We start from the raw sequence: 25,036 nt of genomic DNA, 5'->3' as shown, positions 1-25,036 counted from the left end.
AATCATGGCTTCTACTACAGCTTCTAATTCTAATTTCAAGAATTACATTCTGGTAACACTGGCATATTGGGGCTTCACTTTGACCGATGGGGCTTTGCGAATGTTGGTGTTACTCTATTTTAATCAAATCGGTTATACACCCATCCAAATTGCTTTTTTATTCCTGTTCTATGAGGTATTTGGAGTTGTTACAAACTTTCTCGGCGGTTGGATTGGTTCTCAGTTTGGTTTAAAGGTGACTCTTTACACTGGTATTGGGTTACAGGTGTTTTCTTTGATGATGCTGTCTTTTCTCAATCCAGCTTGGGTGCAGTGGTTCGCGGTTCTCTATGTGATGGTAGCACAGGCATTTTCGGGAATTGCTAAGGACTTAACGAAAATGAGTTCTAAAAGTGCTATTCGCTTGGTTGTGCCTCAAGAAGCCCAATCATCTTTGTTTAAATGGGTGGCTGTACTAACGGGTTCTAAAAATGCTTTAAAAGGAGTGGGATTCTTTCTTGGTAGCGCCCTGCTGAGTTCAGTTGGCTTTATTAGTTCTCTGTGGATTATGGCTGGGGGACTGGCTGTAATTATGTTTTCTGGGTTAATGTTGCCTAAAGCCATGGGCAAAATCAAGAAAAAGGTCAAATTTAGTCAACTTTTTTCTAAAAGCCCGGAAATCAATATTCTCTCGGCTGCACGATTCTTTTTGTTTGGGTCTAGAGATGTATGGTTTGTTGTGGCTTTACCAGTTTTTTTACGGGGGACTTTAGGCTGGTCGTTTTATCAGGTAGGAGGATTTTTGGCTTGTTGGGTGATTGGTTATGGCATGATTCAGTTTTTAGCACCAACACTCATGCAGCGTTTTGGTTCTGGCCGTCCACCCCAATCTCAAACTATTCGATTTTGGACATTTACATTAACCGCTGTTCCCGGTGCGATCGCTCTGGCATTACAATTAGGTTTACCTGCTAATCTGGTTATTATTGCTGGACTTCTGGTTTTTGGTGTGGTATTTGCTTTTAATTCTGCTGTTCACTCCTATCTAGTTTTGGCATTTACTGATGATGATAAAGTTGCTTTAAATGTCGGTTTTTACTATATGGCAAACTCCGGTGGTCGTCTTGTGGGTACTGTGTTATCAGGTTTGGTTTATCAAATATTTGGACTGGTTGGTTGTCTATGGACATCAATGTTTTTCGTATTAGCAGCAGGTTTAGTTTCTCTGAAGTTACCTAATCCTCAACCCAGTAAAGCTATAGCTTGGAAAGCTGGAGATGGAGACTGATATTTCTCAGCATAAAGATATGCTATGGAAACAGGTATATCTTACCCTAGTTGGATGACTCCAAAATTTATTTGACTTTAAATTTGGTAATGGGCAATTTGGTGACAGTTTTTGCCTCTTGCCTAAATATTAATTTACAATAAATACGCATTTTATCATCACAATAAGATCCCCAAATTCTCCAATAAGTCGGAGATATAAAACTAAAATTATACAGGTAAATTAAGTGGAATATATAATTAAAAAAGACACCATCAAACGCCTTTCTTTTCTTGATCGCTTTTTGACATTGTGGATATTTCTGGCAATGGTTATTGGAGTTGGTTTAGGATATTTTTTCCCCACTATAGAAGTTTTTATCAATCATTTCCAACTGGGAACAACTAACATCCCGATTGCCATTGGTTTAATTTTAATGATGTACCCCCCATTGGCAAAGGTAAAATATGAAGAGTTAGGTGATGTATTTCGTAATAGGAAAATTCTCGGACTATCATTATCCCTAACTTGGATAATTGCCCCAATGGTGATGTTTATACTTGCTATTCTTTTCCTACGCGATCAACCTGAATATATGACTGGTTTAATCCTAATTGGATTATCCCCTTGTATTGCTATGGTAATTGTCTGGAGTGATTTAGCTAAAGGAGATACTGAATATACGGCCGCACTTGTTGCTTTTAACAGTATTTTTCAAGTTTTATTTTACAGCCTTTATGCCTGGTTTTTTCTTTCTATTTTACCGCCTTTATTTGGCTTACAAGGAAGTATTATAAATATCAGTATTGGAGAAATTGCCAACAGCGTTTTTATCTATTTAGGCATTCCTTTCTTAGCTGGATTTACGACTCGCTGTATTTTAGTAAAAGCTAAAGGTAAGCAGTGGTATCATCATCAGTTTATTCCCAAAATTAGTCCCATTACTCTAATTGCTCTCTTATTTACCATTGTGGTAATGTTTAGTTTAAAGGGTAATTTAATTGTGCAGATTCCTCTAGATGTTGTCCGCATTGCCATTCCCTTGATTATCTATTTCCTATTCATGTTTTTGAGTAGTTTTTATCTGGCATGGAAAATTAAAGCCGACTATGCAAAAGCTGCTAGTGTGGCATTTACCGCTGCTGGTAATAATTTTGAATTAGCGATAGCTGTGGCTATTTCTGTATTTGGAATTAAATCTGGTGTGGCTTTTGCTGCTGTAATTGGACCTTTGGTAGAAGTTCCAGTCTTAATTAGTTTAGTCAGTGTATCTTTCTGGATCAAAAAGCAGTTTTTTAGGTTATCTTCCCCAATGGGATTATAATTAAATACGTTTAATCTACTATTGATTTATTTGAATTTAATGAAAGTTGCTGATTTAATTATCTGGTTTGAAACATGGGCAAATCCTTCTTGGTGCGAAAGTTGGGATAATTGCGGTTGGCAAGTTGAACCCGGTATTTTAGACCAAGAAGCACGGGTTTTAGTCTGTCTAACTCCAACTTTAGCAGTTATCCAAGAAGCGATCGCTCTCCATGCTAATCTTATTTTCGCCCATCATCCCCTGATTTTTCATCCCCCCAAATCTTTCCGCACTGGGGAAGCTTTAACGGAAATCATGCGGTTAGCTTTTACCCACAATATTGGTATTTACACCGCGCATACTAATTTTGACCAAGTAGCAGATGGAACTGCTGATGTTTTAGCGCAAATTCTCCAACTTCAACAAGTATCACCCATTATCCCTACTCAATCGGGTTTAGGTTATGGGCGTGTAGGAATGCTAGAATCTACGTTAACATTACAAGAGTTACTTCATCATATTCAAATCCAACTAAATTCACCCCATTTGATTTTTTCACCCACAGCGGATTTAAAACAGAAAATTTCTCGTGTAGCGGTTTTAGGGGGTTCTGGGGCGGGCTTTATTTCAGCAGTGGTCAAAACTAATGCCCAAGTTTACTTAACTTCTGATTGTAAATTTCATCAATTCCAAGAAAGCCGTGATCTGGGTATAATTTTAATTGATGCTGGTCATTATGCCACAGAACGTCCCGCCTGCCATCGCCTAGTCGAGAAATTTCAAGCCCTTAACTTAGATTGGGTGCAATTGAGCGAGCAAGATGAAGATTTCCGGCAGTTTTTAGCCTAAATTAGACCAATGTAAATTATACACACCTGATCGCAAATAATGTTAAAATTCTGCCAAGAAATAGGAAATAATGTTATCATGGGTAAAAATAATGTTTTTGTCGGGAATAGCTAACTTTCTCGCTGGAAACATCAAATCAAGGAAAAATATCTGTGTTGACAGTTTGTACAACCGTTTTACTAATGCGGTAAACTGAAAATTAAGACCCAAACTTTCATCTAGCACTAATGACTAAAAATAAGTGGTAAAATTGAGTCACTAAACTTACTGGTTTCCTGGTTTCTGACCGTGAACTTCACCTGTTAAAGGTTGATATTCCCGGCATCAAACCCAAATCTGACAGGTTTAACTACGTTGTATAAAAAGGCAGAAGCACTACATGCTACACCGCAAGATTTATCAACTGTGTTGCGACGGGCGGGAGGTATGTGTTTTTTTGCGGGATCAACAGCGCTGGATAGAGCGGGCCCGCATTATTGATATCGAGGGTGATTTAGTGACTTTACGCTATGAAACAGACGAGGAAGATGAAGTTTGTTCTTGGGAGGAAATGGTTCGTCTCGAAAGCATCGGATCTGTCACTCAAAAATTATCTTCAGTACAACGCGGTAATATAGAACCGCTGACAACTGATGACTGTCCAGAAGCCGAGCGCATTCATAACCCTTATACTGACCTAAATCCAGATTAAACGCTTCTAAATTAAATTCACGTCAAGCGTTCAAAAGCAGGACAGTATCCGTCAAGGGTAACTTTGAAATTATATAAGGGGGCGGCGGAATTCCAACACCGTTGTCCCCTTTGGTGTATGCAATTACCGCAGCAGTCAACATCACCAGCATGAGGACGAAGGCTATTTGAGTTTAATAATTCTCGTGGGGATAACCCCCGTAATACCAAATCTTCACCTTGCCAACGGGCTGCTATTAAACCCGTATCAGCAAATTGTCGCCAGCGAGGATCGGTTGTTAAGGTATCTGGAAGCGTAATAGTAATCACAGTTCCCAGTTCCGTCAATTCCCCCCCATAATTAGTTTCTGGAGCATCTGGTTGTAAAAACGTCTCTCCAATCGGTAATTCTACCAAAGTTCCGGCGGCGGGTGAATGAACATGATAGCGGTTTTGTAATTCTTCTAAACAAGTTAAGTCCGCTAGGTAACTAGGAGAACCATGCACAAAAATAACGTGCTGAGGTCGTAAATTATGAATTAGCTGGGTTGTTCCAGGTCCATCACTATGTTGCGCTAACAGGTAGGTTTCAATTTTTGTTGGTGCTAAATATTGCTGATTAAGCAGATTAGTCTTTTCCGGGACAAGAATCAGCCAATTACCGCTGTTTGGTTGGGCATACTTACGTAAATCTGCCGAATAATCTGTAATAACAATACAGGGAGATGTACCTAAAGTTGCTAAATTTTCCGGCTTTAATCTTCTGACACGGGGTTTTACCCGTTCATCCCAAAATAAAGGTTGATGACGCGCAAAGTTTTGTACTGAAGCGGGAAGATGGGTTAAAATTTCTAAATAAGCATCGCAACCAGTCCCTACCTCACCATCTACCCAAATGTCTAAATCTCTACCTGTAAAGTGATGATGGGAACGTAACAACATGAGTAATTCTTGACCTAAACCTAATACTGGAGTTGGTAAAATTACTGAAGAGTTCTCCCCTAGTCCGCTGGAACTGATAGCGCGATGAATCCTTTCGGCTAGTTGATTTTCTTGGTGACGACGATGGGGATGACGAGATGTGCCATAACTACCTTCAATTAACAGCACGTCTAAATTTAAACCTCGTAATTCATCGAGTCGCAATCCTTCGACTAATCGGGAATTAGAGAGGAAAAAATCACCAGTATAAAGTAATTTATAATCTCTGTTGGGGGTGTGGTAGGTTAAGAGAATAGCCACAGCGCCGGGTAAATGTCCTGCGGGGAATAATTCTACTATTAAACCTGCTTTAATTTCTATAGGCGATCGCAATGGTAAGGCTTGACAAAATGAGGGAATGTTCCCTAGTTCTGCTTCTTTCCAATTTAGTGGTAATAACTTCGTTGTCACCTCACTAGCATATATAGGTAACGCTGGGAAAGCTTGATGTAGCGCAAATAAACCTCTAGCATGATCTGGATGAGCATGACTAACTATCACTAAATCCGCTGGTGTAGATGGAATAGCACATTGTGGTGATTTAGTCAAGTCCTTAGTTACAGGTAAAATATTTGCCAGGCCAAAATCCAGCAGAATTCGGTGGGGACCCATTCTGACTAGTAGACACACCCCTTCATTTTGATGCTGAACGCTGTAGGGTAAACATTCTAACTCATTGGCGGTTTCTTCAGCATCAATTGATATATTATTGATCATGATCCTCCCCTCAATCAAACTAATAGCTGAGAAAATTGGCTGTTAGCAATATTCTTCAGTAGAGTTGTGAAAGTTGGAAACGTAAATTATTACTCCTGTTAATGTGCAGAACCATTACCGTGATAGTTTTTGGAATCATAGAAGCCATTTTTCGTACCAAAGAATAAGCACGAAACCGTAAATATAACAGTTAAAACCACTAAAATCAGCTTGACATCCATAGATTTTTGACCGTTGACTCAAGACCTTTATATCTTAATAGAGTGTTTTTGCTTTTGGGTAAAATCAGCAGAAAATCTTTACCATGCTGAGTTTATTCTGAAGATACCTAAATACACAGGGTGCTATATTGTGATTGTGGTCATTTTTATGAGGGTTCAGCATTGCTAAACCCCTACCATAACCGAAAAATTGCCATCAGAAATACTTTACTGCTTTACCTGATCTAACCAAACCTGCAAATCATGGAGACTGGTAAAATCCAATAATGCCTCGCTGAGACTTACTAGTACAGGTAATGGTAAAACAGAAATGGAATCATGTGCATCTGCTGGTAATTCTCCAAACCGTTTAGTTAACAGTCGAATTACTAAATTTAAAGTTGCTTGTTGTAGTCCTTCTTGTCTTCCTTCTTGTCTTCCTTCTTCCCGTGCCTCTTGTTTAATTTCCTGGTAAGCGCGACTTTTTTCTAATGAAATTCCTAGCATTGCTTGAACCTCCGTTAAACTGAGTTTTTCAAATCTATACATCATTATTTTTTACATTTACACGATAACCAGATACACTAAAATCTGCAACCTTTAGCGAATTTATCAAAACAGTTTATAATGAAATAGATTTTGGTGAGAAACTTACGGTATATGAATAACAACGATAAAAAAGTTTACAATTACACCGTCATTCTCGAAAGGGAAGAAGACGGAGGTTATCACGCTTTTTGTCCTCTTCTTAAGGGTTGTCATTCCCAAGGAGATACTTTTGAAGAAGCGATCGCCAATATAACAGAAGCTGTAGAATTATATCTTGAAAGTCTAATGGCTGATCATCAACCTATCCCTAAAGAAGATTATATTGTTAAGCCATTAAGTGTTTTAGTATGAGTATTTTTCCCAGCGTCAAAGCTAAAGACTTTATTAAAGTTGTTGAAAAATTAGGTTTTTATTTTGATCGCCAAAAAGGGAGTCACGCCATTTACAAGCATAATGATGGGCGTAGAGTTGTTATTCCTATTCATTCAGGAAAAGATATTAAACAAGGTACTTTAATAGGAATGATTCAAGATGTTGGTATTGATAAAGAAACATTCTTCAATTTGTTAGGAAAATAAGAGATATCTTCTTAGATTTTATTTCACAGCAAATCTTGATCGGCTATCATTCCTAATTTTTGATTAATTAATATGAAAAACAAGCCCAAATATTGATGGTCAAAAGGTTATGGAGATAGCTTCGCTCGCCGTAGACATCGCAATTTTGGAGAATGAAAACCCCCTGGGTGAGTAGAGAGCATATTTTCAATATACTCTAATATATACTCTTCGAGTATTTGTTGATCCAAGCAGTCTCTTCCCAGTTGAGTTAAACGAAATGCAATAAATGATAGAAACTTAGCTTTAATTCACGTTCCTTAGAGGGTAATATCTTCTCCACGTTCGGTAAAGCGGACATCTTTAATTTTCCACTCAGAATTGCTCATTAGGGTTTTGCGAACACTACTAAACAATGCAAACTGTTCACAACTCGAAAGGGAAGATAATTGTCGTTTTGATTCTGGTGATACTCGAATATCAACAGTAGCAACACCATTTTTCACATTTACACGATAACCAGATACGCTAAAGTCTGCTGTATTTTGTTCTTTGAATATTTTACCTATGGACTCATTCATGGGTTCTGCTGCGGAAACCTCGGCTTTTTTAGCAATTAGCTCTTGACATTGATCATCACTTATGTATAAGGTAACGTTGGTAGTTTTCCCGGAAATAGCTTTACTATGGGAATTGGTGGAAAATGGCTCAATTGCGGGAATAGGAGACTTTTGTGGTTCTTTTTCAGGAATGGGGTTAATTTTGCTATTGGGTGTGGTTTCTGGAGTTGGGTTATTAGCGGTATTATTAGTATCACAACTGCTAATAATAGTGCAGGACACTACTAGAAATAATGATAAAATAGCTTGTTTGTAATTATACATATAATCATTCAGGTTGATTTTTACAAGAAAATTTATCAGGGGTAACAGGGAAAGAAAAAACCTTAATATCCAATTATAACTACCTTTCCATTCTATTTTACGTCACACTATTTAATTTCTTGACTAATTAAGATTGAAGTAATGTTAAACGCTAACGAAAAGGACAATTAGAAAGAGCAGATAAAGATGCTATAAATGACCGTTTAAAGCTTCATTTTAGCTTGATAGACAATCCCAGTGATGAATGGTTCATTAAAAATGCAAATATAGAAACTTTAAAAAAGTGTTTTATTTTCTCCCTAATAAAGAACTAAAAAGCCAAGCTATAGAAGAATTAATCAATGATTTAGAATCATAATAAATCTATGTTTGTTTCTGAAAGCAAATCAATCACATCCTGAAAATCCTTTAATCCTGTAAATCCTGATAGCGAAGCGTGGCGTTAGCCATTTCTGACAATTAACAAATAGCTGCATTCACAAACTGAATTACATCTCCTAAACCAGTTTGAGTTTTCAGGTTTGTAAAAACAAAAGGTTTGTCACCGCGCATTTTTTTTGCATCTCGTTCCATAACATTCAAATCAGCACCCACATAGGGAGCAAGATCGGTTTTATTAATTACTAATAAATCAGATTTAGTGATACCTGGACCACCTTTACGGGGGATTTTATCACCAGCAGCCACATCAATGACATAAATGGTTAAATCTACTAATTCAGGACTAAAAGTAGCAGCTAAATTATCTCCACCACTTTCTAAAAAGACTAAATCTAAATTGGTAAATTTCTCTTCTAATTGTTCAATTGCGGCTAAATTCATAGAAGCATCTTCACGGATAGCAGTATGGGGACAACCTCCCGTTTCTACTCCTAAAATGCGATCGCTTTCTAAAGCTTGAGAACGAACTAAAAATTGAGCATCTTCTTGAGTATAGATATCATTTGTCACTACTGCTAACTGATATTTTTCCCGTAAATTCTTACATAAAGCATCTACTAAAGCTGTTTTTCCTGAACCCACTGGACCTGCAACCCCTATTCTCAAAGCAGTCATAGTTTTTAACTCCTAAATAATCTAGTATACTGGATTTCGTGCTGCATACTTGCTAAAGATAAACCCCAATTACAACATCCTAAATCATCATCTTCCATGAGCAAAATTTCCTCCACAGTAGTGGTTAATAAAGGTTGTAAACCCAGTAATAATTCTTGTCCCGCAGTTTGTCCCAGAGGAATAAGTTTGATCCCAGCCGTAATTAAATTATTAGCCCAACTGTGTAAATAAGCTAATAAACAGGCCTGAATATTTATATCCCAATAAGCGCAAGCTATAGCAAAAGCGATCGCATAATTACTAGGATAACCCACAGCATGGACTAAAGGTAAAATTTCCGGTTCTAGCTTACTTAATAATTGCATCAGAGAACGTCCCATTTGCCAATTAGCAGCCCGTAATTCCTCCGTATCTCTGGCGGCCGATAACCATAAATTCCAGCGTTTTAAAGCCTTTAGATCATCGTTTTTTGCAGATTGAAAAGCCCTAACAATTACCCCAGCATCTAGACGAATTGAACCATAAATTAACTCAGATTTGAGCCAATGTTTGAGATTTTCTATATTAGTAATAGTACCATTTTCTACTAATATTTCCAAACCTTCCGAATAACCATAAGCACCTACAGGTAAAGCGGGACTAGCTAATTGTAAAATCGCCAAAAAATTGTTATGAGTGAGAGTGATTTCCATAAGCACCTAATTCTGGTTGAAAAGGGACAATTTCCGCTTGAATTTCTAAACCCAATTGGGTCAACATAGCCTGTAAAACTGGATCTGGAGATAAGCGTAAATAAGTGGGAGTAATTTCCACAGGTACATGACGATTTCCTAAATGATACGCAGCCCTTAATAATAAAGGAATTTCCGCATAAGCAGTTAAAACAGGTTCAGGTTTAGCAATAATTTTCATATAAATACTGTGGTTTTCATCAATAAGTATATCACCATCATTTAATATTGTCCCTCTAGGTAAACGCAAAAGAATCTCCTGACCATCTGCTAATATAAATTTATAACGGCTGCGAGTCCGTTCTTCCGCAGTCAGTGAAAGAGTAATACTAACTGTAGTGGGAATATTAAGTCGTTGACGTTGGGTAAAAGTCAGCATAATTTAAATCAACTTGATATTGAACTTTAGCCATTATAAACAAAATAGACAAAATAAACAAAAATATACCCAACTTCTCCAAGAAATCAGGTATATAATAGGTTAGGGTTAACTATAATTTTCGACGGAGAAATTTCTGCTAATTAATGCTAATTAAGCGGAGGCTTGATTTATTAATAAAATGCTAAATAATTCCTCATAGTCACGGGAAAAATAGTCATAAAACTTGCGAAATTTATCTGGAGAGATAGCACTTTGTAAAACAGCAAAAACAGCGCGGACATGAATAATTGAGATAGTAGGTTTCACATTTTCTTTTTCACTAATACGTTCAATAAACTCCTGTAAATTAAAAGCTTCAATAGGTTCTGCTTCACCTCCACGTAAATATTCCCCTAATTCCTGGGGTATTTGTGTTGCTAATTCCTCTCTTTCAGCACTAGGAACAATTTGTTTAATAATTTCCAAAGTAGCACGAGTAGCGACCTCAGCTTCCTCAAGAGATTCTGATTGTGCTAGACTTTGGACATGGATTATAAACTCATTATATTTCATTTTTTATCTCCAGTATTTTCATCAATATTTTGAGTAATATTCCCGACTTCTTTATTTTATTTAATCCTGTGAATAAATTATGATTTCTTGCTAGAAGTTGGGGATATGAATACTATGCTGCATCTCTACTCAAAAACTTGTCTCAATTTATCTGCATTTATCTGCGTTTATCTGCGGTCAATTATTCTTGATATCTTATTCTCAGTAGCCTCATCTTAATTTGATATAACTCATAATTTGAATTGAATAGTAAACTCACTTTAGTCTAAATCTTAATTATTGACTTAACTTCATCCTAAAGAAGTAGATAGAGGTATATCTATAGCGATATTTCTAAATTTCATTAAAGTTCATTAAAGAGATTGGGTATATTTTTAGGTTAGGGTGAGGGACAATTGATGAATTATCCCTACTTTCTGTGATTAACTTATTGCTTGATATCGTCCCAAAGCCATTAAAGGAAAATACTGTTGATAGAAGTGATACTTCAAATAAAAATGACAAGGAAAACCAGTTCCAGTGAAGTATTTTTCTTCCCAAGTACCATCTAATTTCTGTGTTGTTAACAGGTAATTAATCCCCTTTTCCATACTATCAATAGCGAATTTACCAGTTGCTTCACCGGCGGAAATCAAGCCAATTAAAGCCCATGCTGTTTGGGAAGCAGTGCTTTCTCCTTGTCCTTTCAAACTAGGATCATTGTAACTAAAACAAGTTTCTCCCCAACCACCATCATTATTTTGAACTTTGACCAACCAAGCTGTACCTTTGGCGATATTTTCACCATATTTTAGAGGATTTATTAAAGCTAAAGCCGATAAAACGCCGCTAGTTCCATAAATGTAATTCACACCCCAACGACCAAACCAACAACCCTCTATTTCTTGTTCTTCCAAAAGATAATTTAAAGACTTTTCTAAATTATTTGCTGGAATTGATAAATTACAAGCCCCCAACATTTCTAAGACTCTAGCAGTGACATCAGCCGTATTTGGATCAATCATAGCTTTCAAATCACCATAGGGGATAGAATTAAGCCATTCTTGATCATTATCAAGATCAAAAGCCGCCCAACCCCCTGGTTTACATTGCATAGTTATAATCCAATTTAAAGCCCGATTAATAGCTTGTTTTTTCAATTCTTTATTTGGTAATTTAGCTTGATGTAAAGCCATAACAACTACAGCCGAATCATCCACATCTGGATAAAAACGATTGTCAAATTCAAACGCCCAAGCACCGGGTTTCCCTTGCTTATTTTTGACATTCCAATCACCATAATTGAGAATTTGTTTCTCTATTAACCATTCTCCTGCTTTAACAATAGCGGGATGATCTGCGGGAAAACCTGAATCAATTAAAGCCCGAATCGCCCAAGCTGTATCCCATACAGGAGAAACACAAGGTTGTACACAGTAACTATTTTCTGTTTCCATAGCAAAATTATCAACTGCTTTTAAACCTCGCTGGATAATTGGGTCATTCACATCATAATCTAGACATTTTAGAGCTAACAGAGAATTTAACATCGCGGGAATAATTCCCCCCCAATCTCCGGTAACTTCTTGACGTTCTAAAATCCACTTTTCTGCGGCTTGAATACCTTCATCTCTCAAAGGAACAAAATTCAGACTTTCTGCTAATTTGAAACCATCATCGAGGATGTTAAATATATCCGACCAATCACCATTTTTTGGTAATTCCCATCGGACATTATTTACACCTTCAGCATATAATTCATCTAAATTAATGGGTTGATCAATTTTAAAGATGGGTTTACGATCAAAGACAATTAATAATGGTACAGTGCTAGAACGCGCCCAACTAGAAAGTTCATAAATATTGAAAGGAAAATTATCGGGTAGCAACATCACCCAAGGTGGTAAAGAAGGAAGTCCGCGCCAATTATAACAGCCAATTAAAGCTAGATGTAACTTGGTAAAAATGCGAGTTTTGCTAATACCACCTTTAGCCAAAATTAGGGATTTCGCTTTTATTAGTGCGTTGTCTGTAGCGGGTACACCCAACAACCTCAAAGCCATATAAGCCTCTACAGTTGTGTTTAAATCCCCACCATCTCCATAAAACAATTCCCAACCTCCATGTTCTCGCTGTTGAGAACGGAGATAATTTTCAACTTTATCTAAAGGTCTATTTTTATCCGTTCCCCAAATCTTATGCAGCAAAACAGCCTCAGAAGTAATGGTAACATTAGATTCTAACTCAGCCCACCAATAACCATCTCTATTTTGCATCGAAAGCAGATATTTTTGACTAGCTGTAATCGCATCTACTACTTGCTTGACTTTTATTCTATCTTGTGTTTGCATAAAATACTTCTTCAACAGCCAATAATAATTAATAACATAACCGAAATCAGAGAAAATTCTTCCCCAAAATCAGCAAAGATTGTATTCTATCCAAATCAGTAATAATTAAATTTTGAATTGCAGTCAAGGGAAAATTATGATAACAATTGTATTAACCTTAACCTTTATATCCCTGATAACTTGGTTATTTTTACTCTTATTTTGGGGACAATTTTGGCGAGTTAATCACCAATTAGAAACAAATAAAAGCGTTATAGAAAAATCGTTACCGACGGTGTGTGTAATAGTACCAGCACGTAACGAAGCGAATGTTATTCCTATTAGTTTGCGATCGCTCCTCTTGCAAGACTATACTGGTAATTTCACCATCTTCTTAGTAGACGATCAAAGTAGCGATGGTACAGCCAATTTTGCCCAGGGAGTAGCTTACGCCCTTGATAAAACTGATAAATTGCAGATTGTCTCCAGCGCATCATTACCTACAGGTTGGACGGGTAAACTGTGGGCAATGGCACAAGGAGTAGAAAAAGCGAGTGAATTGACACCAGACTATTTTTTACTAACAGATGCGGATATACAACATGATATTAGTAACTTACGGCGCTTAGTAGCCAAAGCCGAGTCCCAGAATTTAGACCTGGTATCTATCATGGTGCGCTTGCGGTGTCAAAGCTTTTGGGAAAAACTATTAATTCCCGCTTTCGTCTTTTTCTTCCAAAAACTCTACCCCTTTTCCTGGGTAAATAACCCCAAAAAAACCACAGCAGCCGCAGCGGGAGGCTGTATTTTAATTCACAGAGAGGCCCTAAATAGAATTGGTGGGTTGCAAATAATTCGTCAAGCCTTAATTGATGATTGTTCCTTAGCAAAGGCCGTCAAATCAAATCATGGCAAAATCTGGTTAGGACTAAGCACTTCAACAATCAGTTTACGCCCTTATGATTCCCTGAAAACAATTTGGGATATGGTAGCTAGAAGTGCTTATACACAACTTAATTATTCCCCTGTACTACTAGTGGGTAGTTTATTAGGAATGACTTTAGTTTATTTATTACCACCAATAGGAATTATTTTAGGAGTGTTATTAGGAAATTGGCAAATTACCCTAGTATCTTTCACAGCATATCTACTCATGACTTTTGCTTATTTGCCAATTATTCGCTTTTATAAATGTCCCGCAATTTTTGCTTTTAGTTTACCAATCATTGCTTTTTTATATACTCTGATGACAGTAGATTCAGCATTGCGTCATTGGCAAGGACGTGGGGGTGAATGGAAAGGTAGAGTTTACCCCTGGGACAAAAAGTAGTAGATCAGATATTTTTGCCAAAAATTCCCATTTTTAGTCTAAGGGTTGATAACCAAAAAAGGAATTACAGCAGTTTCCGATATTATGAGGTACGGATATTAATGATCAAAATCTTGTGGTGCGGGCATTTTGCCCGCTATGGTAATCCGCTATATTTTCACAAAATTAGGGATAAATCTGTACCTCAGTGGACTAGGAAATGCTATATTATTCATCTTTACCTAAAGTTTACAAAGACTTCATGAACTTCATAATTAATAGTGCCATAAGTGGGATATATTGTTTTTGGGCAATTCAAGTAAACTTTATTGTTAGTGAAAAATCGAAAGCCGTTCAATCAAATCAGCCGTCAATTTTAGCATCTTTGTTTTTTTAGGATGTCCTACGTAAAACCCCAAATCTTAAATAGTCCTGAATTTGATGATCAGAGGTGAAAATTATGGTCATAAGAAAGTGGGTAGAAAATCCTAGAATCAAAACCTAAAAAGTATCTATACCAAATCTGGATACTCAACTGTCCAAGAAAAGTTTCCATAAGACGGGGCATTAACTACTATTTCTCTACTGCCATTAAAAGTAACTCAAGCTACTTAACTCCAGCTTAGGCTATCTTGTCACGTTTATGTAACCCATTTATGTGAAATAAGACCCATGCAACTGGTATAATACCTGACATTACAGTCAGGATTTTAGTCTTCTCTTCAAGACGCTATGGGAACACTGATGCGTAAGTTTCAGAAAACTTCGGTAATATTAGCGTTAAAGCATTAATACTTACTCTAGCTACCGAAGCCTAGAGACTTATGTTAATGCAGATTTATCGCATGAATTTGTGTAACTAGGGTGGCTCACCCGATTGACCACCCGATTGACTACCTATTACACCTGCTTTGCTGTCACCGATAGGACCGAAACACGAGTCACTTTAGCCATCTGTAACCCATAGCAATGAAGACAGAAATAAAGGTTTAGGAAAGTTTTTGCTTAAGTCCTAACCGAAATTTATCAAACATTCAGAAAACCAACAATACCACTATGAGCGCGCAATTTTTTGACCTCTCCACACTCGACGGCAAGAACGGCTTTATTATCTCAGCTGAAAGAGACGATAACTTAGGTTATTCAGTCAGCGATGCTGGTGATATTAACGGTGATGGTATTGGGGATCTAGTTATTGGCTCACCTTTGAGTGATCCTGATGATAAAAGTAATGCAGGGGTTACTTATCTACTTTTTGGTAGCAAAGAAGGATTTGATCTAACCTTAAATCCTTCTACTCTCGGTACTAAAGGCTTTGTGATTAACGGGGCTCAAGCCGGTGATCAATCAGGCCGTTCCGTTAGTAACATTGGGGATATTAACGGTGATGGTGTTGATGACTTAGCCATTGGCGCACCTTTTTCTGGTATCAATGGGGATAATTCCGGGGCTGCTTATATTATCTTTGGTAGCAAACAATCCGATTATTTTAGTAATCCCATTGAACTTTCCGACCTTGGTAGCAAAGGACTGACTATCAAAGGCAGTAATTCGGGTCATAATGCAGGTTGGGCTGTTAGTAGTGCCGGCGATTTTAATGGTGATGGTACCAAGGACTTATTAATTGGTGCAACCAATCCTAGTGATAATGAAAACGGCATTGACGGTGAAAGCTATGTCATCTTTGGCAAGGAAGGTGGTTTCAGTTCAACCATAGACTTGTCTAATATTGGGCTAAATGACGGTTTGAAAATCATTAGTGATGACCTCAATAATCTGGGCTATTCTGTCAGTGATGCTGGAGACATCAATAAGGATGGAATAGATGATCTAATTATTGGTGCGCCTTATGCAGATCCCAATGGTAATAATTCTGGCAGCAGTTATGTCATTTATGGACGGAGGATTGACACGGAAAATCCGATTACTGACAATACCATCAATGTCTCCCTCCTTGATAGTAATAATAATAGTAATAATGATTTTACTGGCTTTACCATCAATGGGCAAGATAAAGATCAATCAGGCTTCTTTGTTAGTAAAGCCGGAGATATTAACGGAGATGGGATTGCAGACCTAATTATCGGTGCAAGAGATGGAAATCCCAACAATAAAGAATTTGCGGGCAGAGCCTATGTAGTCTTTTGTAAAGAAGGCGACATAAGTGACAATTTTAACCTTTCCGATCTTAATGGCAGTAATGGGTTTACTATCAACGGTATTGCTGCCTTTGACAACGCTGGCTGGTCTGTCAGTAATTTAGGGGATATTAACGATGATGGAATTGATGACATCATTATTGGGGCGAATAATGCTAATAATAGTTATGGACAAAGCTATGTCATCTATGGTAATAGGGACGGCTTTAGTTCTACCTTTGAACTCTCCAATCTCGACGGTACAAATGGCTTTATCATTAGTGGTATTGCTGTAAATGGTAACTTAGGTCACTCAGTTAGCGGTGCAGGAGATGTCAACGGTGACGGTGTTAACGATTTCATTATTAGCGCTCCCTTTGCTAATTCTGGTGCTGGAGCAGCTTATGTCGTGTTTGGAACTCCTGTGAACGAAGCACCTACAGGTTTAAGTCTCAGTAATGACAGAGTGAATGAAAATGTCCCAGACAATACAGTTGTTGGTTCATTGATAACCACAGATCCAGATACGGAGGATAGTTTTACATATAGCCTAGTTACTGGTGAAGGTGATGATGATAATTCTGCTTTTACTATTGACGGAGATCAACTTAAAATTAATTTATCTCCAGACTTTGAAACTAAGTCCAGTTACAAGATTCGCGTCAAGACACAAGACGCGGCTGGGCTGACTTATGAAAAAGCTTTGACTGTGAATATTAATGATATCAATGAAACGGATTCAAACAGTTTCCTGACACTAATTAGTGGTGATGTCTTTAAGATTGAAGATAATAATAGTAATGGTAATGCGACACTAGAATTCACATTGACGGGAAGTAATTCTGATGGTGTCAATGAAATAGGAGTATTTACCGTTGATGATGCTAGTGGTAAAATAGATGGTATTGCGACCGGGGAACAGGGTTATACAGAAAAAGCCTTGGCCAGAGGTCAGGTAATTTTCTCTACCCTGACTAATTCTCCTTCTGGGTTTGATGATAATAGCCTGAAAAGATTATTATTATTTAACACTAATGACAATTTGAGATTTTATTTAGTAAAAGATGGTTCAACGGACTCTGTACTAAATAAAACCACTCCCATGGAAAATGTTCTCATTGCCAACTCTTCTAACCTCAAAATTACAGACTTAGGATCTAATAGTTTTTCCCTGGAGTGGGAAGATGGTTCTGGTGATCCGACTGGGTTTGAGGATTTGCGTGTGAATATTCAAGTAACTAATCAAGCGATCGCTCTAGGTACAAATCTGCAAAGCCAACCACAAGGGGAATCATTAGATCTGCGGAATATCAGAGGTGACGTAAAAGCTGATTTTACGGTTTACCGAGAAGCAAATTACAACAACTTCGTTGGTTTCTATCAAGTCACTGGTGAGAATGGCGGTATTGACACTAATGGTGATGGTCAGGCTGATATCCTACCAGGAGAAGCTGGTTATATTCAAGCAGCCATTAATAAACGGATTTCCGATATTAACTTATCCGTGACCAACGGTGGTACAGCCACTTCTAGCGCAACTATTCCCAGTGGTTCTATCGTGGTGCCATTTTTAATTGTTAATGGTACACCTGATGCCTTACTTGATAGTAATTCTAATAATGATCCAGATATTTACTTCACCTTCTTGGGTGCTAATTCAGATGGTGTTGACCACGTGCGGATGTTAGGTGATAATACCTTTGGTTTTGAAGATATGAGTGATAGTGGTGACAAGGACTTTAATGATATAATTGTTAAGGTGAATTTGACACCCGTAGTTTAGAGGAATTTTCTCAGCCCCAGAAATTGTTTAATTTAATTCGGCTGAGATATTCAGATCCCCGACTTTTTAGAGAATTCAGGGATCTGGCGTAAATAATAATTGAGTCACTGCTGTTAAAGCCTTGAGTCCTTTCAATGAACCAGTAATTAATCGCCTAGCTGACTGTGGTTGACGGATTAATTCCCAAGCTAAGGGGAAAGGTCGCAAAGAACCGTTTTCACTAATCGCGGATGTGATATTGGGGATATCATGGTGAGAATCATCGCTGACTACTCGCAATATAGCCACTTGTTTGTCTGGGAATTGGCGGAAAAATTCTAGGCAGGGATATCCTTCCATATCCACAACATCAGCACCGTATTGTTGATGTAAGTGGTGTTTTTCTGCGGCTGTACATACAATGCGATCGCTTGTGAACCCCCTGACTAAAGATACATGATCACCCAGTCGGGTATATATATCTGTGGTAAAATAATTATTACATTCTTGTAGATTTCCTTGATAAAGGCAGTTTTGATATAAAACAATATCTCCAACCTGGTATTTTCCGCTTAAGCTACCACATAAACCCATCATCAAGATAGAATTTTCACGGATGTGGGTTAATTTTTGTAAATATTCCTGCATCTGTGCGATTCCCATGGGGGTGGTTAATACCTGGGGTGGAGGACTGGGGATACAACTTAATCCACGACAGACGGCTTGATATTCTGCCCCCTGGGGGACTAAAATCAGAGTTGGCATTTTGTGGGGTAATGGGTAAAAACTATTCCCGATTGCGAATGACTAATGAATAATGATTAAGATAATAATTTTATCAGATGGTACAGACCAAAACAACCCAAACATCCGCCCGTGAAAGCTTTAATATTTCCAAATTAGCAATTAAGTTTTCTTGGTTGACGGTGTGTTTTTGGATAGGTGTAACGGTAGCTGGGGTTCTGGCATTCAGTTCTCTCAAATATGCTTTATTTCCAGATATCACTTTTCCAGTGGTGGTGGTAACTGTCCAAGCGCCCCTAAGCAGTACCCTAGATACAGAGGAAAAACTGACTAAACCCATAGAGGAAGGTCTAAAATCATTGGTAGGACTTGAGGATATTCGTTCATCAACTTATCCGGGTCAAACTGCGGTGGTTTCCTCTTTTGTTGTCGGTACAAGTTTAGAAACTGCGACTAACAAAATTTCCCAAATAGTTAATCAGTTAAATCTACCCAAGGATACAAATAAAAAAATCATCCCTTTGAATCTGAACGAATCAGCGACTGTTAGCTATGCCGTTGAAAGTTCCGTCCGGGATATTGATAATTTACGACAACTGGCAAAAGATAAAATTGTTCCGGCGATCGCTAAATTACCAGGGGTGCTGAAAGTGTCTCTGTTAGGGGGTGGAACATTAAAACCCCAACTGACTACAGTAACCAATGGACTCCAGCCACCCACTGGAACTTTAGTTAGGTTTAATGGTCAAGATGCTTTGGCTTTTCAGGTGATTAAAAAAGGTGATGCTAATACCCTAGAAGTGGTCAGTGGAGTAGAAAAGGAAGTACAACAACTAAAGGCTACTTTAAAAGATGTCACTTTGACTTTAGCTGCTACCCAAGCGGAATATATCCGTAATGCTACCCATTCTACTATAGATGCCCTGATAGAAGCTATCATTCTCTCGGTGGTTGTAATTTTTCCTTTTTTATGGAATTGGCAAGCTACCCTGATTTCTGCTTTAGCTATTCCCATATCTTTGTTAGGGACATTTATCGTCATGGCGATATATGGCTTTAATTTAGAAACCATTACCCTGTTAGCATTAGCTTTGGTAATTGGCTCAATAGTGGATGATGCCATAGTTGATGTCGAAAACATCATGCGGCATATTGAAAACGGAAAAACCCCACGGGAAGCCGCCCTGATAGCTACTAATGAAATCGGTTTAACTGTCACCGCAGCCACTTTAACAGCGGTGGCGGTATTTTTACCTATCGGTTTGATGGGTGGAGTCATTGGGCAGTTTTTTAAACCCTTTGGGATTACTGTTTCTGCGGCTATGCTGACATCTTTATTAGTAGCCCGGACTTTATCACCAGTCTTAGCTATTTACTGGCTCAAGCCTAAATCATCTAGTTCTCCCCAGAAGCAAGGTAGGATTTGGCTGGGATTTGAGCAAGCTTACCGCAATTTGTTAGCTTGGTCTTTACAGCACCGTTTGATAGTTGTGGGGTTAGCTGTAGTTAGTTTAATTGCTGGCATTGCCCTAATTCCCCTAATTCCCAAAGGCTTTATTCCCAAACTTGACCGGGGAGAATTTAATATTGTCTATACTTCCCTAGTACCTAGTCTTCCTGCGGCTCTTGGACAAGAGGTGCCAGGAGGAGGAGGACAACCAGGAGGACGGGAAACACAAAGGGGACGAAAAGATAAATTAGGAAGTTCGTCTTTGTCTGTTGCTGTGGATTTATCTGCTGACCCATCTCCTATTTCCATTTCTAATCTTTTAAACGATTCCTTGGATGTTGCTAAGAAACTGGAAAAAGTGGTGAGAAATTCCCCGGCAGTGGCCACGGTTTTTACTACTGTCGGTTCTCGTGAAGGTGAACCAAACAAAGGGACGCTGTACGTTAAGCTAAAAGCAGAACGAAAAGTGAAAACGGCTCAAGTCCAAGACCAACTCCGTGCTACTTTGCCAAAATTGGCGGGTGTCACCACAAGTGTAGAAGATATTCAATTTGTAGACACCGGTGGACAAAAACCTCTACAAGTAGCTTTACAAGGTAAAGACCTCCAGGCTTTGACTACAGCAGCTAAAGCGGTGAAAGCACGAATTGAGAAAATATCTGGTTTTGCTGATGTAACTATTACAGGTGAATCTCATCAACAAGATACAATTTTGCAAATTGAAAGGTTAAATCATCAGCGAGTGGTTTATATTGGCGCTAACCTGGGACAAAATCTAACTTTAGGTAATGCAACGGATGTTGTGGTATCTGAGGCTCAGGCTGTCATACCTGCGGGTGTTTCTTTAAATTTAGGTGGGGATTCTGCCCGTCAAAATCAGGTTTTTGGCAGTTTTGGCACAACTTTAGGATTATCAGCACTTTGTATTATTGTGGTGCTGATTTGGCTGTTTAAAAGTTGGGTAGACCCCATAGTTATTGGTCTTTCTTTACCTTTAGCAATTGTGGGAGCGTTGTTGGCGCTACTTTTTACCAAAAGTGATTTTGGCATGATATCTCTGATTGGTTTTGTGTTTTTGCTGGGAATCACTAACAAAAATGCGATTTTAATTGTAGATTACATTAACCAATTACGAGATTCTGGAATAGAAAAAACTGAGGCAATTCTCAAAGCAGGTCCTGTACGTTTACGCCCCATTATGATGACTACAGCAGCGACTATTTTGGGGATGGTTCCCATTGCTTTGGGTTTGGGTGCGGGTTCAGAATTGCGGTCTCCCATGGCTGTATCTATTGCCGGTGGTTTGGTCAGTTCTACTATTCTGAGTTTATTTGTTGTGCCAGTATTCTACGCGATTTTAGATGATTGGTTTCCCAGAAGGAAGGTAAATTAATAAGTTAATAAACTAGAATTAGATCCGCGACTTCTCAGAGAAGTCGCGGATTTTGTTGTTGATAATTTTTTTTTTGAATATTGACTTATAGCCATGTAGGTTGGGTCAGGAACTAAACCCAAGCTACAGAATTTCCTAAATTAAATCGTTAATAGAAAATTGTCGCTGTTTCTCTAAGTCTTGTAAATGGATTTTTTCTATATACATGGCTTCAGCATAATATTTAGATTTTTCTGGTTCGGTTTGAGGATCTATTTTTTCCCATTGTTCCCTAAAGTAATAATAGCGTTTTTCTCGGAATACTCTTTCCATGCAAGCTAATGCTGCTTGGATAACGTGAGGAGTTCGTAATATTTCTGTTTTATTTTTTTCATTGAGATGAAATATATGGGAAACTATGTCTAATTCTTCTGATAATTCTAAATATCTATTTTGCACACTAGAAATTAAATCAAGTTCATCTAATGAAAATTCTAACATTTGTTGCCATAAAAAACGATGATGAGAAAGACTAAATTCTAAGTTGCGGGTTTCTAAATCTTCAATAATTATTTGTCTTTGTTCGCAAGAATGAAGATAAATGATTAATAATAATGCCTCAGCCCGTTCTAGTAAAGTGCGTTCTGTATTAACTAAAGATAATTTTGGTTTTTGAGGTTGCGGTTTATTTATACGCGGACTTAGAGATTTTAGACTATTAGGTTTAATCTGAGTTAGGAGATTTTCAACTCTTAAAGGTTTAAGTCTACTATCTCCTAAACTGAGAATTTCTGCACAGTAAGAGACATAATAATTTAGTGTATCACTATTAACGATATTTTGCAATAATTTAATAATTTGTTGGGTAACTTGTTGAAAGTCGGTAGCTTGTTTTAAATCTCGATTTTTAATAATATTTTGAATTTGCCAATCTAGCCAAAGTGGCGCATTTGTTAATAATTGTTGATAATCGGATGCTGTATGATCATGTAAATATTCATCAGCATCTTTACCATGAGGTAAATTGAGAATTTTTAATTGTACTTCTCCTGTATAAACTAAATTAGCAATCTCACCAATTGCTTTTTCCGTAGCATTTATTCCAGCTTTATCTGCATCAAAATTGAGAGTTAATTGCTTAGATTCTGTATAACGTAATAATAGCCGTACTTGTTCTATACTTAATGCTGTACCCAAGGAAGCAACAGCGTTATTAATTCCGGCTGCATGGAGAGAAATCACATCAAAATATCCCTCTACAACTACCGCTTGATCAACTTTAGAAATAGCGTCTTTTGCTTCATCTAAAGCAAATAAAGTTTTCCCTTTACTAAATAATTCTGTTTCCGGAGAATTGAGATATTTTGGTTGTTCTTCCGTTAAAGTTCTGCCTCCAAAAGCAATTACTCTCCCTTGAAGATCACGAATAGGAATCATTAACCTATCACGAAATACATCATAATATCCTCCTCCTTCTTTTCGGGGTTTAATTAATCCTGCTTGTTCTACCAATTGTAGGGGATAATGTTTACTTTCCACCAAATAACGGTAAAGAGTTTCCCAACCAGCAGGAGCATAACCTAAACCAAATTGTTGAATAGTTTCCTCTTTAAATTGACGAATTTTTGTTAAATATTCCCGTGCTTTTTGTCCTTGAGATTGTCTTAAAGTGTGTTGATAAAATTGAGCAGCGGAAGCGAGAACAGTATATAATTGGTCACGTAAAGATATTTGACGTTGTAATTCTTGTCTTTGTTCAGGTTCTAAAGTTTTAACCGGGACTTGATAACGTTTTGCTAAATCTAGTACCACTTCCGCAAATTGACGTTTTCCCAAATCCATAACAAACTTAATTGCATTTCCCGCAGCTTGACAGCCAAAACAATAATACATTTGTTTATAAGGACTAACCGTAAAGCTGGGAGTTCTTTCATCATGAAAAGGACACAAACCCACAAAATCTTTACCCCGTTTTCGCAAAACTACATACTCTGATATGACATCAACAATATCAGCGCGGAGTTTAACTTCTTCAATAGTATCTGGATGTAAGCGAGGAATTTGCATGAGGAATCAACGATCGTAATCTAGATTTATTATACTATAATATATTTTAATTGTGTTAGTGGCTAGTAGGGTGTGTTAGCGACAGTGTAACGCACCAAACCCTGAAACACAGCATACTATAATACCCTGTTATAAATATGTAAAAAAACTATTAGCTAAAATAGCAGCTTGAGTTCGGTCTCTGAGATTTAGACGATTTAAAATATTTGTAATATGATTTTTGACTGTTCCTTCGGAAAGGTACAATTTTTCGGCAATTTCTCGATTATTATCACCAATAGCAATTAATCGCAGAACTTCTTTTTCTCTAGGTGTGAGTTCTGCTAAACTTGCTGGTACAGATGTTAAGTTTTGGGGTGAATTTGCAGGAAATTGAGTTAAAATTTTTTTGACTATTCCTGGTCATAATTGGGAATATCCCTTATTAACCGCGCGAATGGCAACTGCTAACTCTTCTGAAGGTGTATCTTTGAGTAAATAACCCATTGCTCCATTTTTTATTCCTGCTTTTACATATTCATCATCATCAAAAGCTGTGAGAATTAAAACTTTACTATGAGGGAATTGATGATTAATTTCTTTAGTCGCAGCAACTCCATCTATAATGGGCATTCTGATATCCGTTAAAATTACATTTGGTTGCAGTTCTCTGACTAAATTAATGGCAATTTGACCATTTTCTACTTCTTTGACAATTTTTATATCTGATTCTAGTTATAATAACGCTCGTAAACCTTGACGAATTAAACCTTGGTCATCTACAATTAAAATTGTGATCATGGTAATTGGTAATTGGTAATTGGATTCCCGACTTTTCTAATAATTCGGGAATCTGAATCTTGGGGTATTTATATAATAGGAAACTGAGGGATTATATCATCTATCTCTGTCATTAATTTAATTGTTTCTATGACGACAATAATGATTTGTTGATAATGAGTAATTTCCGCATCAGATAAATCTATGTTAGCATTTTTTCGGTCTTTTAACCATTTATCTAATACTTGATAACCACCAATTTTAAATTCCCACACTATTGGAGAAACTCCCGAAAAATAACAGTTCTGATTAATCAAAATTTGCTGTTTATTTGTATCCCACATTCCGCACCCTGAACTGTCACAGATCAAAAAAGCAGAGATAGTAGTACATAATAACTAACGATCAATTAAAGAGAAATAAGCTTAATGAGAATACATATCATTAAAA

General features: G+C 37.4%; 20 protein-coding genes and 1 pseudogene. 9 read left to right on the top strand and 12 right to left on the bottom strand.

What is annotated here, in order from left to right; translation table 11 throughout:
• The first annotated feature begins 4 nt into the window (after nt 1–4).
• From arsJ to H6F62_RS02840, 4 genes are all read left to right on the top strand, one after another.
• Nucleotides 5–1,267: an organoarsenical effux MFS transporter ArsJ gene (arsJ, locus tag H6F62_RS02855; protein WP_137907049.1), complete on the top strand. Its 1,263-nt coding sequence runs from the start codon at nt 5–7 to the stop codon at nt 1,265–1,267.
• Nucleotides 1,268–1,505: 238 nt separating this feature from the next.
• Entirely contained in the window at nt 1,506–2,570 is a 1,065-nt protein-coding gene (arsB, locus tag H6F62_RS02850; protein ID WP_347238693.1) for an ACR3 family arsenite efflux transporter, read from the top strand.
• Nucleotides 2,571–2,609: 39 nt separating this feature from the next.
• Entirely contained in the window at nt 2,610–3,398 is a 789-nt protein-coding gene (locus H6F62_RS02845; protein ID WP_137907050.1) for a Nif3-like dinuclear metal center hexameric protein, read from the top strand.
• Nucleotides 3,399–3,777: 379 nt separating this feature from the next.
• Nucleotides 3,778–4,089 (top strand): DUF6679 family protein, encoded by a 312-nt coding sequence (locus tag H6F62_RS02840; RefSeq protein WP_028084636.1) that lies wholly within the window; start codon nt 3,778–3,780, stop codon nt 4,087–4,089.
• A 17-nt stretch (nt 4,090–4,106) separates the two neighbouring features.
• On the opposite strand, the gene H6F62_RS02835 is transcribed toward H6F62_RS02840, so the two are convergent.
• Nucleotides 4,107–5,765 (bottom strand): MBL fold metallo-hydrolase, encoded by a 1,659-nt coding sequence (locus H6F62_RS02835; RefSeq protein WP_137907051.1) that lies wholly within the window; start codon nt 5,763–5,765, stop codon nt 4,107–4,109.
• A 428-nt stretch (nt 5,766–6,193) separates the two neighbouring features.
• Nucleotides 6,194–6,517 (bottom strand): DUF4351 domain-containing protein, encoded by a 324-nt coding sequence (locus H6F62_RS02830; RefSeq protein WP_190371293.1) that lies wholly within the window; start codon nt 6,515–6,517, stop codon nt 6,194–6,196.
• Between the two features lie 108 nt (nt 6,518–6,625).
• Here H6F62_RS02830 and H6F62_RS02825 point away from each other — a divergent pair, with 108 nt between their 5' ends.
• Entirely contained in the window at nt 6,626–6,865 is a 240-nt protein-coding gene (locus H6F62_RS02825) for a type II toxin-antitoxin system HicB family antitoxin (RefSeq protein ID WP_137907053.1), read from the top strand.
• Nucleotides 6,862–7,092, top strand: a complete 231-nt coding sequence (locus tag H6F62_RS02820) for a type II toxin-antitoxin system HicA family toxin (protein ID WP_190371292.1) — start codon at nt 6,862–6,864, stop codon at nt 7,090–7,092. The genes H6F62_RS02825 and H6F62_RS02820 overlap by 4 nt, the downstream gene beginning before the upstream one ends.
• A gap of 299 nt (nt 7,093–7,391) precedes the next feature.
• Here the strand turns inward: H6F62_RS02820 and H6F62_RS02815 are convergent, their stop codons facing one another.
• The 6 genes from H6F62_RS02815 to shc all read right to left on the bottom strand — a co-directional run bounded on the left by H6F62_RS02815 (nt 7,392) and on the right by shc (nt 13,006).
• Complete coding sequence (locus tag H6F62_RS02815; RefSeq protein WP_190371291.1) at nt 7,392–7,955, bottom strand: sporulation/spore germination protein; 564 nt, start codon at nt 7,953–7,955, stop codon at nt 7,392–7,394.
• A gap of 459 nt (nt 7,956–8,414) precedes the next feature.
• Nucleotides 8,415–9,011 carry an urease accessory protein UreG gene (ureG, locus tag H6F62_RS02810; RefSeq protein ID WP_190371290.1) on the bottom strand — a complete coding sequence of 199 codons (597 nt, stop codon included), beginning with the start codon at nt 9,009–9,011 and terminating at the stop codon, nt 8,415–8,417.
• 5 nt (nt 9,012–9,016) lie between these two features.
• A complete protein-coding gene (locus H6F62_RS02805; protein ID WP_190371289.1) occupies nt 9,017–9,703 on the bottom strand; it encodes an urease accessory protein UreF in 687 nt (228 codons plus the stop codon).
• On the bottom strand, nt 9,681–10,121 hold the full coding sequence (gene ureE / locus H6F62_RS02800; protein WP_190371288.1) for an urease accessory protein UreE: 441 nt from the start codon (nt 10,119–10,121) through the stop codon (nt 9,681–9,683). The genes H6F62_RS02805 and ureE overlap by 23 nt, the downstream gene beginning before the upstream one ends.
• A 153-nt stretch (nt 10,122–10,274) precedes the next feature.
• Nucleotides 10,275–10,676: a DUF2267 domain-containing protein gene (locus H6F62_RS02795; RefSeq protein WP_137907062.1), complete on the bottom strand. Its 402-nt coding sequence runs from the start codon at nt 10,674–10,676 to the stop codon at nt 10,275–10,277.
• A 422-nt stretch (nt 10,677–11,098) separates the two neighbouring features.
• Nucleotides 11,099–13,006: a squalene--hopene cyclase gene (gene shc, locus H6F62_RS02790; protein ID WP_190371287.1), complete on the bottom strand. Its 1,908-nt coding sequence runs from the start codon at nt 13,004–13,006 to the stop codon at nt 11,099–11,101.
• Between the two features lie 136 nt (nt 13,007–13,142).
• Between shc and H6F62_RS02785 the strand changes: the two genes are divergently transcribed.
• Both H6F62_RS02785 and H6F62_RS02780 read left to right on the top strand, forming a co-directional pair.
• Nucleotides 13,143–14,315, top strand: a complete 1,173-nt coding sequence (locus H6F62_RS02785) for a glycosyltransferase (RefSeq protein WP_137907064.1) — start codon at nt 13,143–13,145, stop codon at nt 14,313–14,315.
• Nucleotides 14,316–15,350: 1,035 nt separating this feature from the next.
• The gene (locus H6F62_RS02780) at nt 15,351–18,215 is read left to right on the top strand and encodes a DUF4114 domain-containing protein (protein WP_190371286.1); all 2,865 of its coding nucleotides are present in this window, start codon (nt 15,351–15,353) and stop codon (nt 18,213–18,215) included.
• Nucleotides 18,216–18,290: 75 nt separating this feature from the next.
• On the opposite strand, the gene H6F62_RS02775 is transcribed toward H6F62_RS02780, so the two are convergent.
• Nucleotides 18,291–18,959 carry a phosphorylase gene (locus tag H6F62_RS02775; RefSeq protein WP_190371285.1) on the bottom strand — a complete coding sequence of 223 codons (669 nt, stop codon included), beginning with the start codon at nt 18,957–18,959 and terminating at the stop codon, nt 18,291–18,293.
• A 77-nt stretch (nt 18,960–19,036) separates the two neighbouring features.
• Here H6F62_RS02775 and H6F62_RS02770 point away from each other — a divergent pair, with 77 nt between their 5' ends.
• A complete protein-coding gene (locus H6F62_RS02770; protein ID WP_190371284.1) occupies nt 19,037–21,781 on the top strand; it encodes an efflux RND transporter permease subunit in 2,745 nt (914 codons plus the stop codon).
• Between the two features lie 135 nt (nt 21,782–21,916).
• Here the strand turns inward: H6F62_RS02770 and dnaG are convergent, their stop codons facing one another.
• The 3 genes and pseudogenes from dnaG to H6F62_RS02755 all read right to left on the bottom strand — a co-directional run bounded on the left by dnaG (nt 21,917) and on the right by H6F62_RS02755 (nt 24,930).
• Nucleotides 21,917–23,827, bottom strand: coding sequence for a DNA primase (gene dnaG, locus H6F62_RS02765; protein ID WP_190371283.1), 1,911 nt, complete (start codon nt 23,825–23,827; stop codon nt 21,917–21,919).
• A gap of 129 nt (nt 23,828–23,956) precedes the next feature.
• Nucleotides 23,957–24,607: pseudogene (locus H6F62_RS02760) on the bottom strand (response regulator transcription factor).
• 68 nt (nt 24,608–24,675) lie between these two features.
• A complete protein-coding gene (locus H6F62_RS02755) occupies nt 24,676–24,930 on the bottom strand; it encodes a type ISP restriction/modification enzyme (protein ID WP_190371282.1) in 255 nt (84 codons plus the stop codon).
• Nucleotides 24,931–25,036 lie beyond the last annotated feature (106 nt).

The sequence above is a fragment of the Anabaena sp. FACHB-1391 genome (assembly GCF_014696755.1).
In the GTDB taxonomy this organism is placed as follows: domain Bacteria; phylum Cyanobacteriota; class Cyanobacteriia; order Cyanobacteriales; family Nostocaceae; genus Dolichospermum; species Dolichospermum planctonicum.
This window is presented reverse-complemented; position numbering and strand designations above follow the sequence as displayed.

What these genes read in the sequence shown, in the direction of transcription:
- arsJ (WP_137907049.1), top strand. Translation starts at nt 5, where the DNA reads ATGGCTTCTACTACAGCTTCTAATTCTAATTTCAAGAATTACATTCTG.
- H6F62_RS02845 (WP_137907050.1), top strand. Translation starts at nt 2,610, where the DNA reads ATGAAAGTTGCTGATTTAATTATCTGGTTTGAAACATGGGCAAATCCT.
- H6F62_RS02840 (WP_028084636.1), top strand. Translation starts at nt 3,778, where the DNA reads ATGCTACACCGCAAGATTTATCAACTGTGTTGCGACGGGCGGGAGGTA.
- H6F62_RS02835 (WP_137907051.1), bottom strand. Translation starts at nt 5,765, where the DNA reads ATGATCAATAATATATCAATTGATGCTGAAGAAACCGCCAATGAGTTA.
- H6F62_RS02830 (WP_190371293.1), bottom strand. Translation starts at nt 6,517, where the DNA reads ATGATGTATAGATTTGAAAAACTCAGTTTAACGGAGGTTCAAGCAATG.
- H6F62_RS02825 (WP_137907053.1), top strand. Translation starts at nt 6,626, where the DNA reads ATGAATAACAACGATAAAAAAGTTTACAATTACACCGTCATTCTCGAA.
- H6F62_RS02820 (WP_190371292.1), top strand. Translation starts at nt 6,862, where the DNA reads ATGAGTATTTTTCCCAGCGTCAAAGCTAAAGACTTTATTAAAGTTGTT.
- H6F62_RS02815 (WP_190371291.1), bottom strand. Translation starts at nt 7,955, where the DNA reads ATGTATAATTACAAACAAGCTATTTTATCATTATTTCTAGTAGTGTCC.
- ureG (WP_190371290.1), bottom strand. Translation starts at nt 9,011, where the DNA reads ATGACTGCTTTGAGAATAGGGGTTGCAGGTCCAGTGGGTTCAGGAAAA.
- H6F62_RS02805 (WP_190371289.1), bottom strand. Translation starts at nt 9,703, where the DNA reads ATGGAAATCACTCTCACTCATAACAATTTTTTGGCGATTTTACAATTA.
- ureE (WP_190371288.1), bottom strand. Translation starts at nt 10,121, where the DNA reads ATGCTGACTTTTACCCAACGTCAACGACTTAATATTCCCACTACAGTT.
- H6F62_RS02795 (WP_137907062.1), bottom strand. Translation starts at nt 10,676, where the DNA reads ATGAAATATAATGAGTTTATAATCCATGTCCAAAGTCTAGCACAATCA.
- shc (WP_190371287.1), bottom strand. Translation starts at nt 13,006, where the DNA reads ATGCAAACACAAGATAGAATAAAAGTCAAGCAAGTAGTAGATGCGATT.
- H6F62_RS02785 (WP_137907064.1), top strand. Translation starts at nt 13,143, where the DNA reads ATGATAACAATTGTATTAACCTTAACCTTTATATCCCTGATAACTTGG.
- H6F62_RS02780 (WP_190371286.1), top strand. Translation starts at nt 15,351, where the DNA reads ATGAGCGCGCAATTTTTTGACCTCTCCACACTCGACGGCAAGAACGGC.
- H6F62_RS02775 (WP_190371285.1), bottom strand. Translation starts at nt 18,959, where the DNA reads ATGCCAACTCTGATTTTAGTCCCCCAGGGGGCAGAATATCAAGCCGTC.
- H6F62_RS02770 (WP_190371284.1), top strand. Translation starts at nt 19,037, where the DNA reads ATGGTACAGACCAAAACAACCCAAACATCCGCCCGTGAAAGCTTTAAT.
- dnaG (WP_190371283.1), bottom strand. Translation starts at nt 23,827, where the DNA reads ATGCAAATTCCTCGCTTACATCCAGATACTATTGAAGAAGTTAAACTC.
- H6F62_RS02755 (WP_190371282.1), bottom strand. Translation starts at nt 24,930, where the DNA reads ATGTGGGATACAAATAAACAGCAAATTTTGATTAATCAGAACTGTTAT.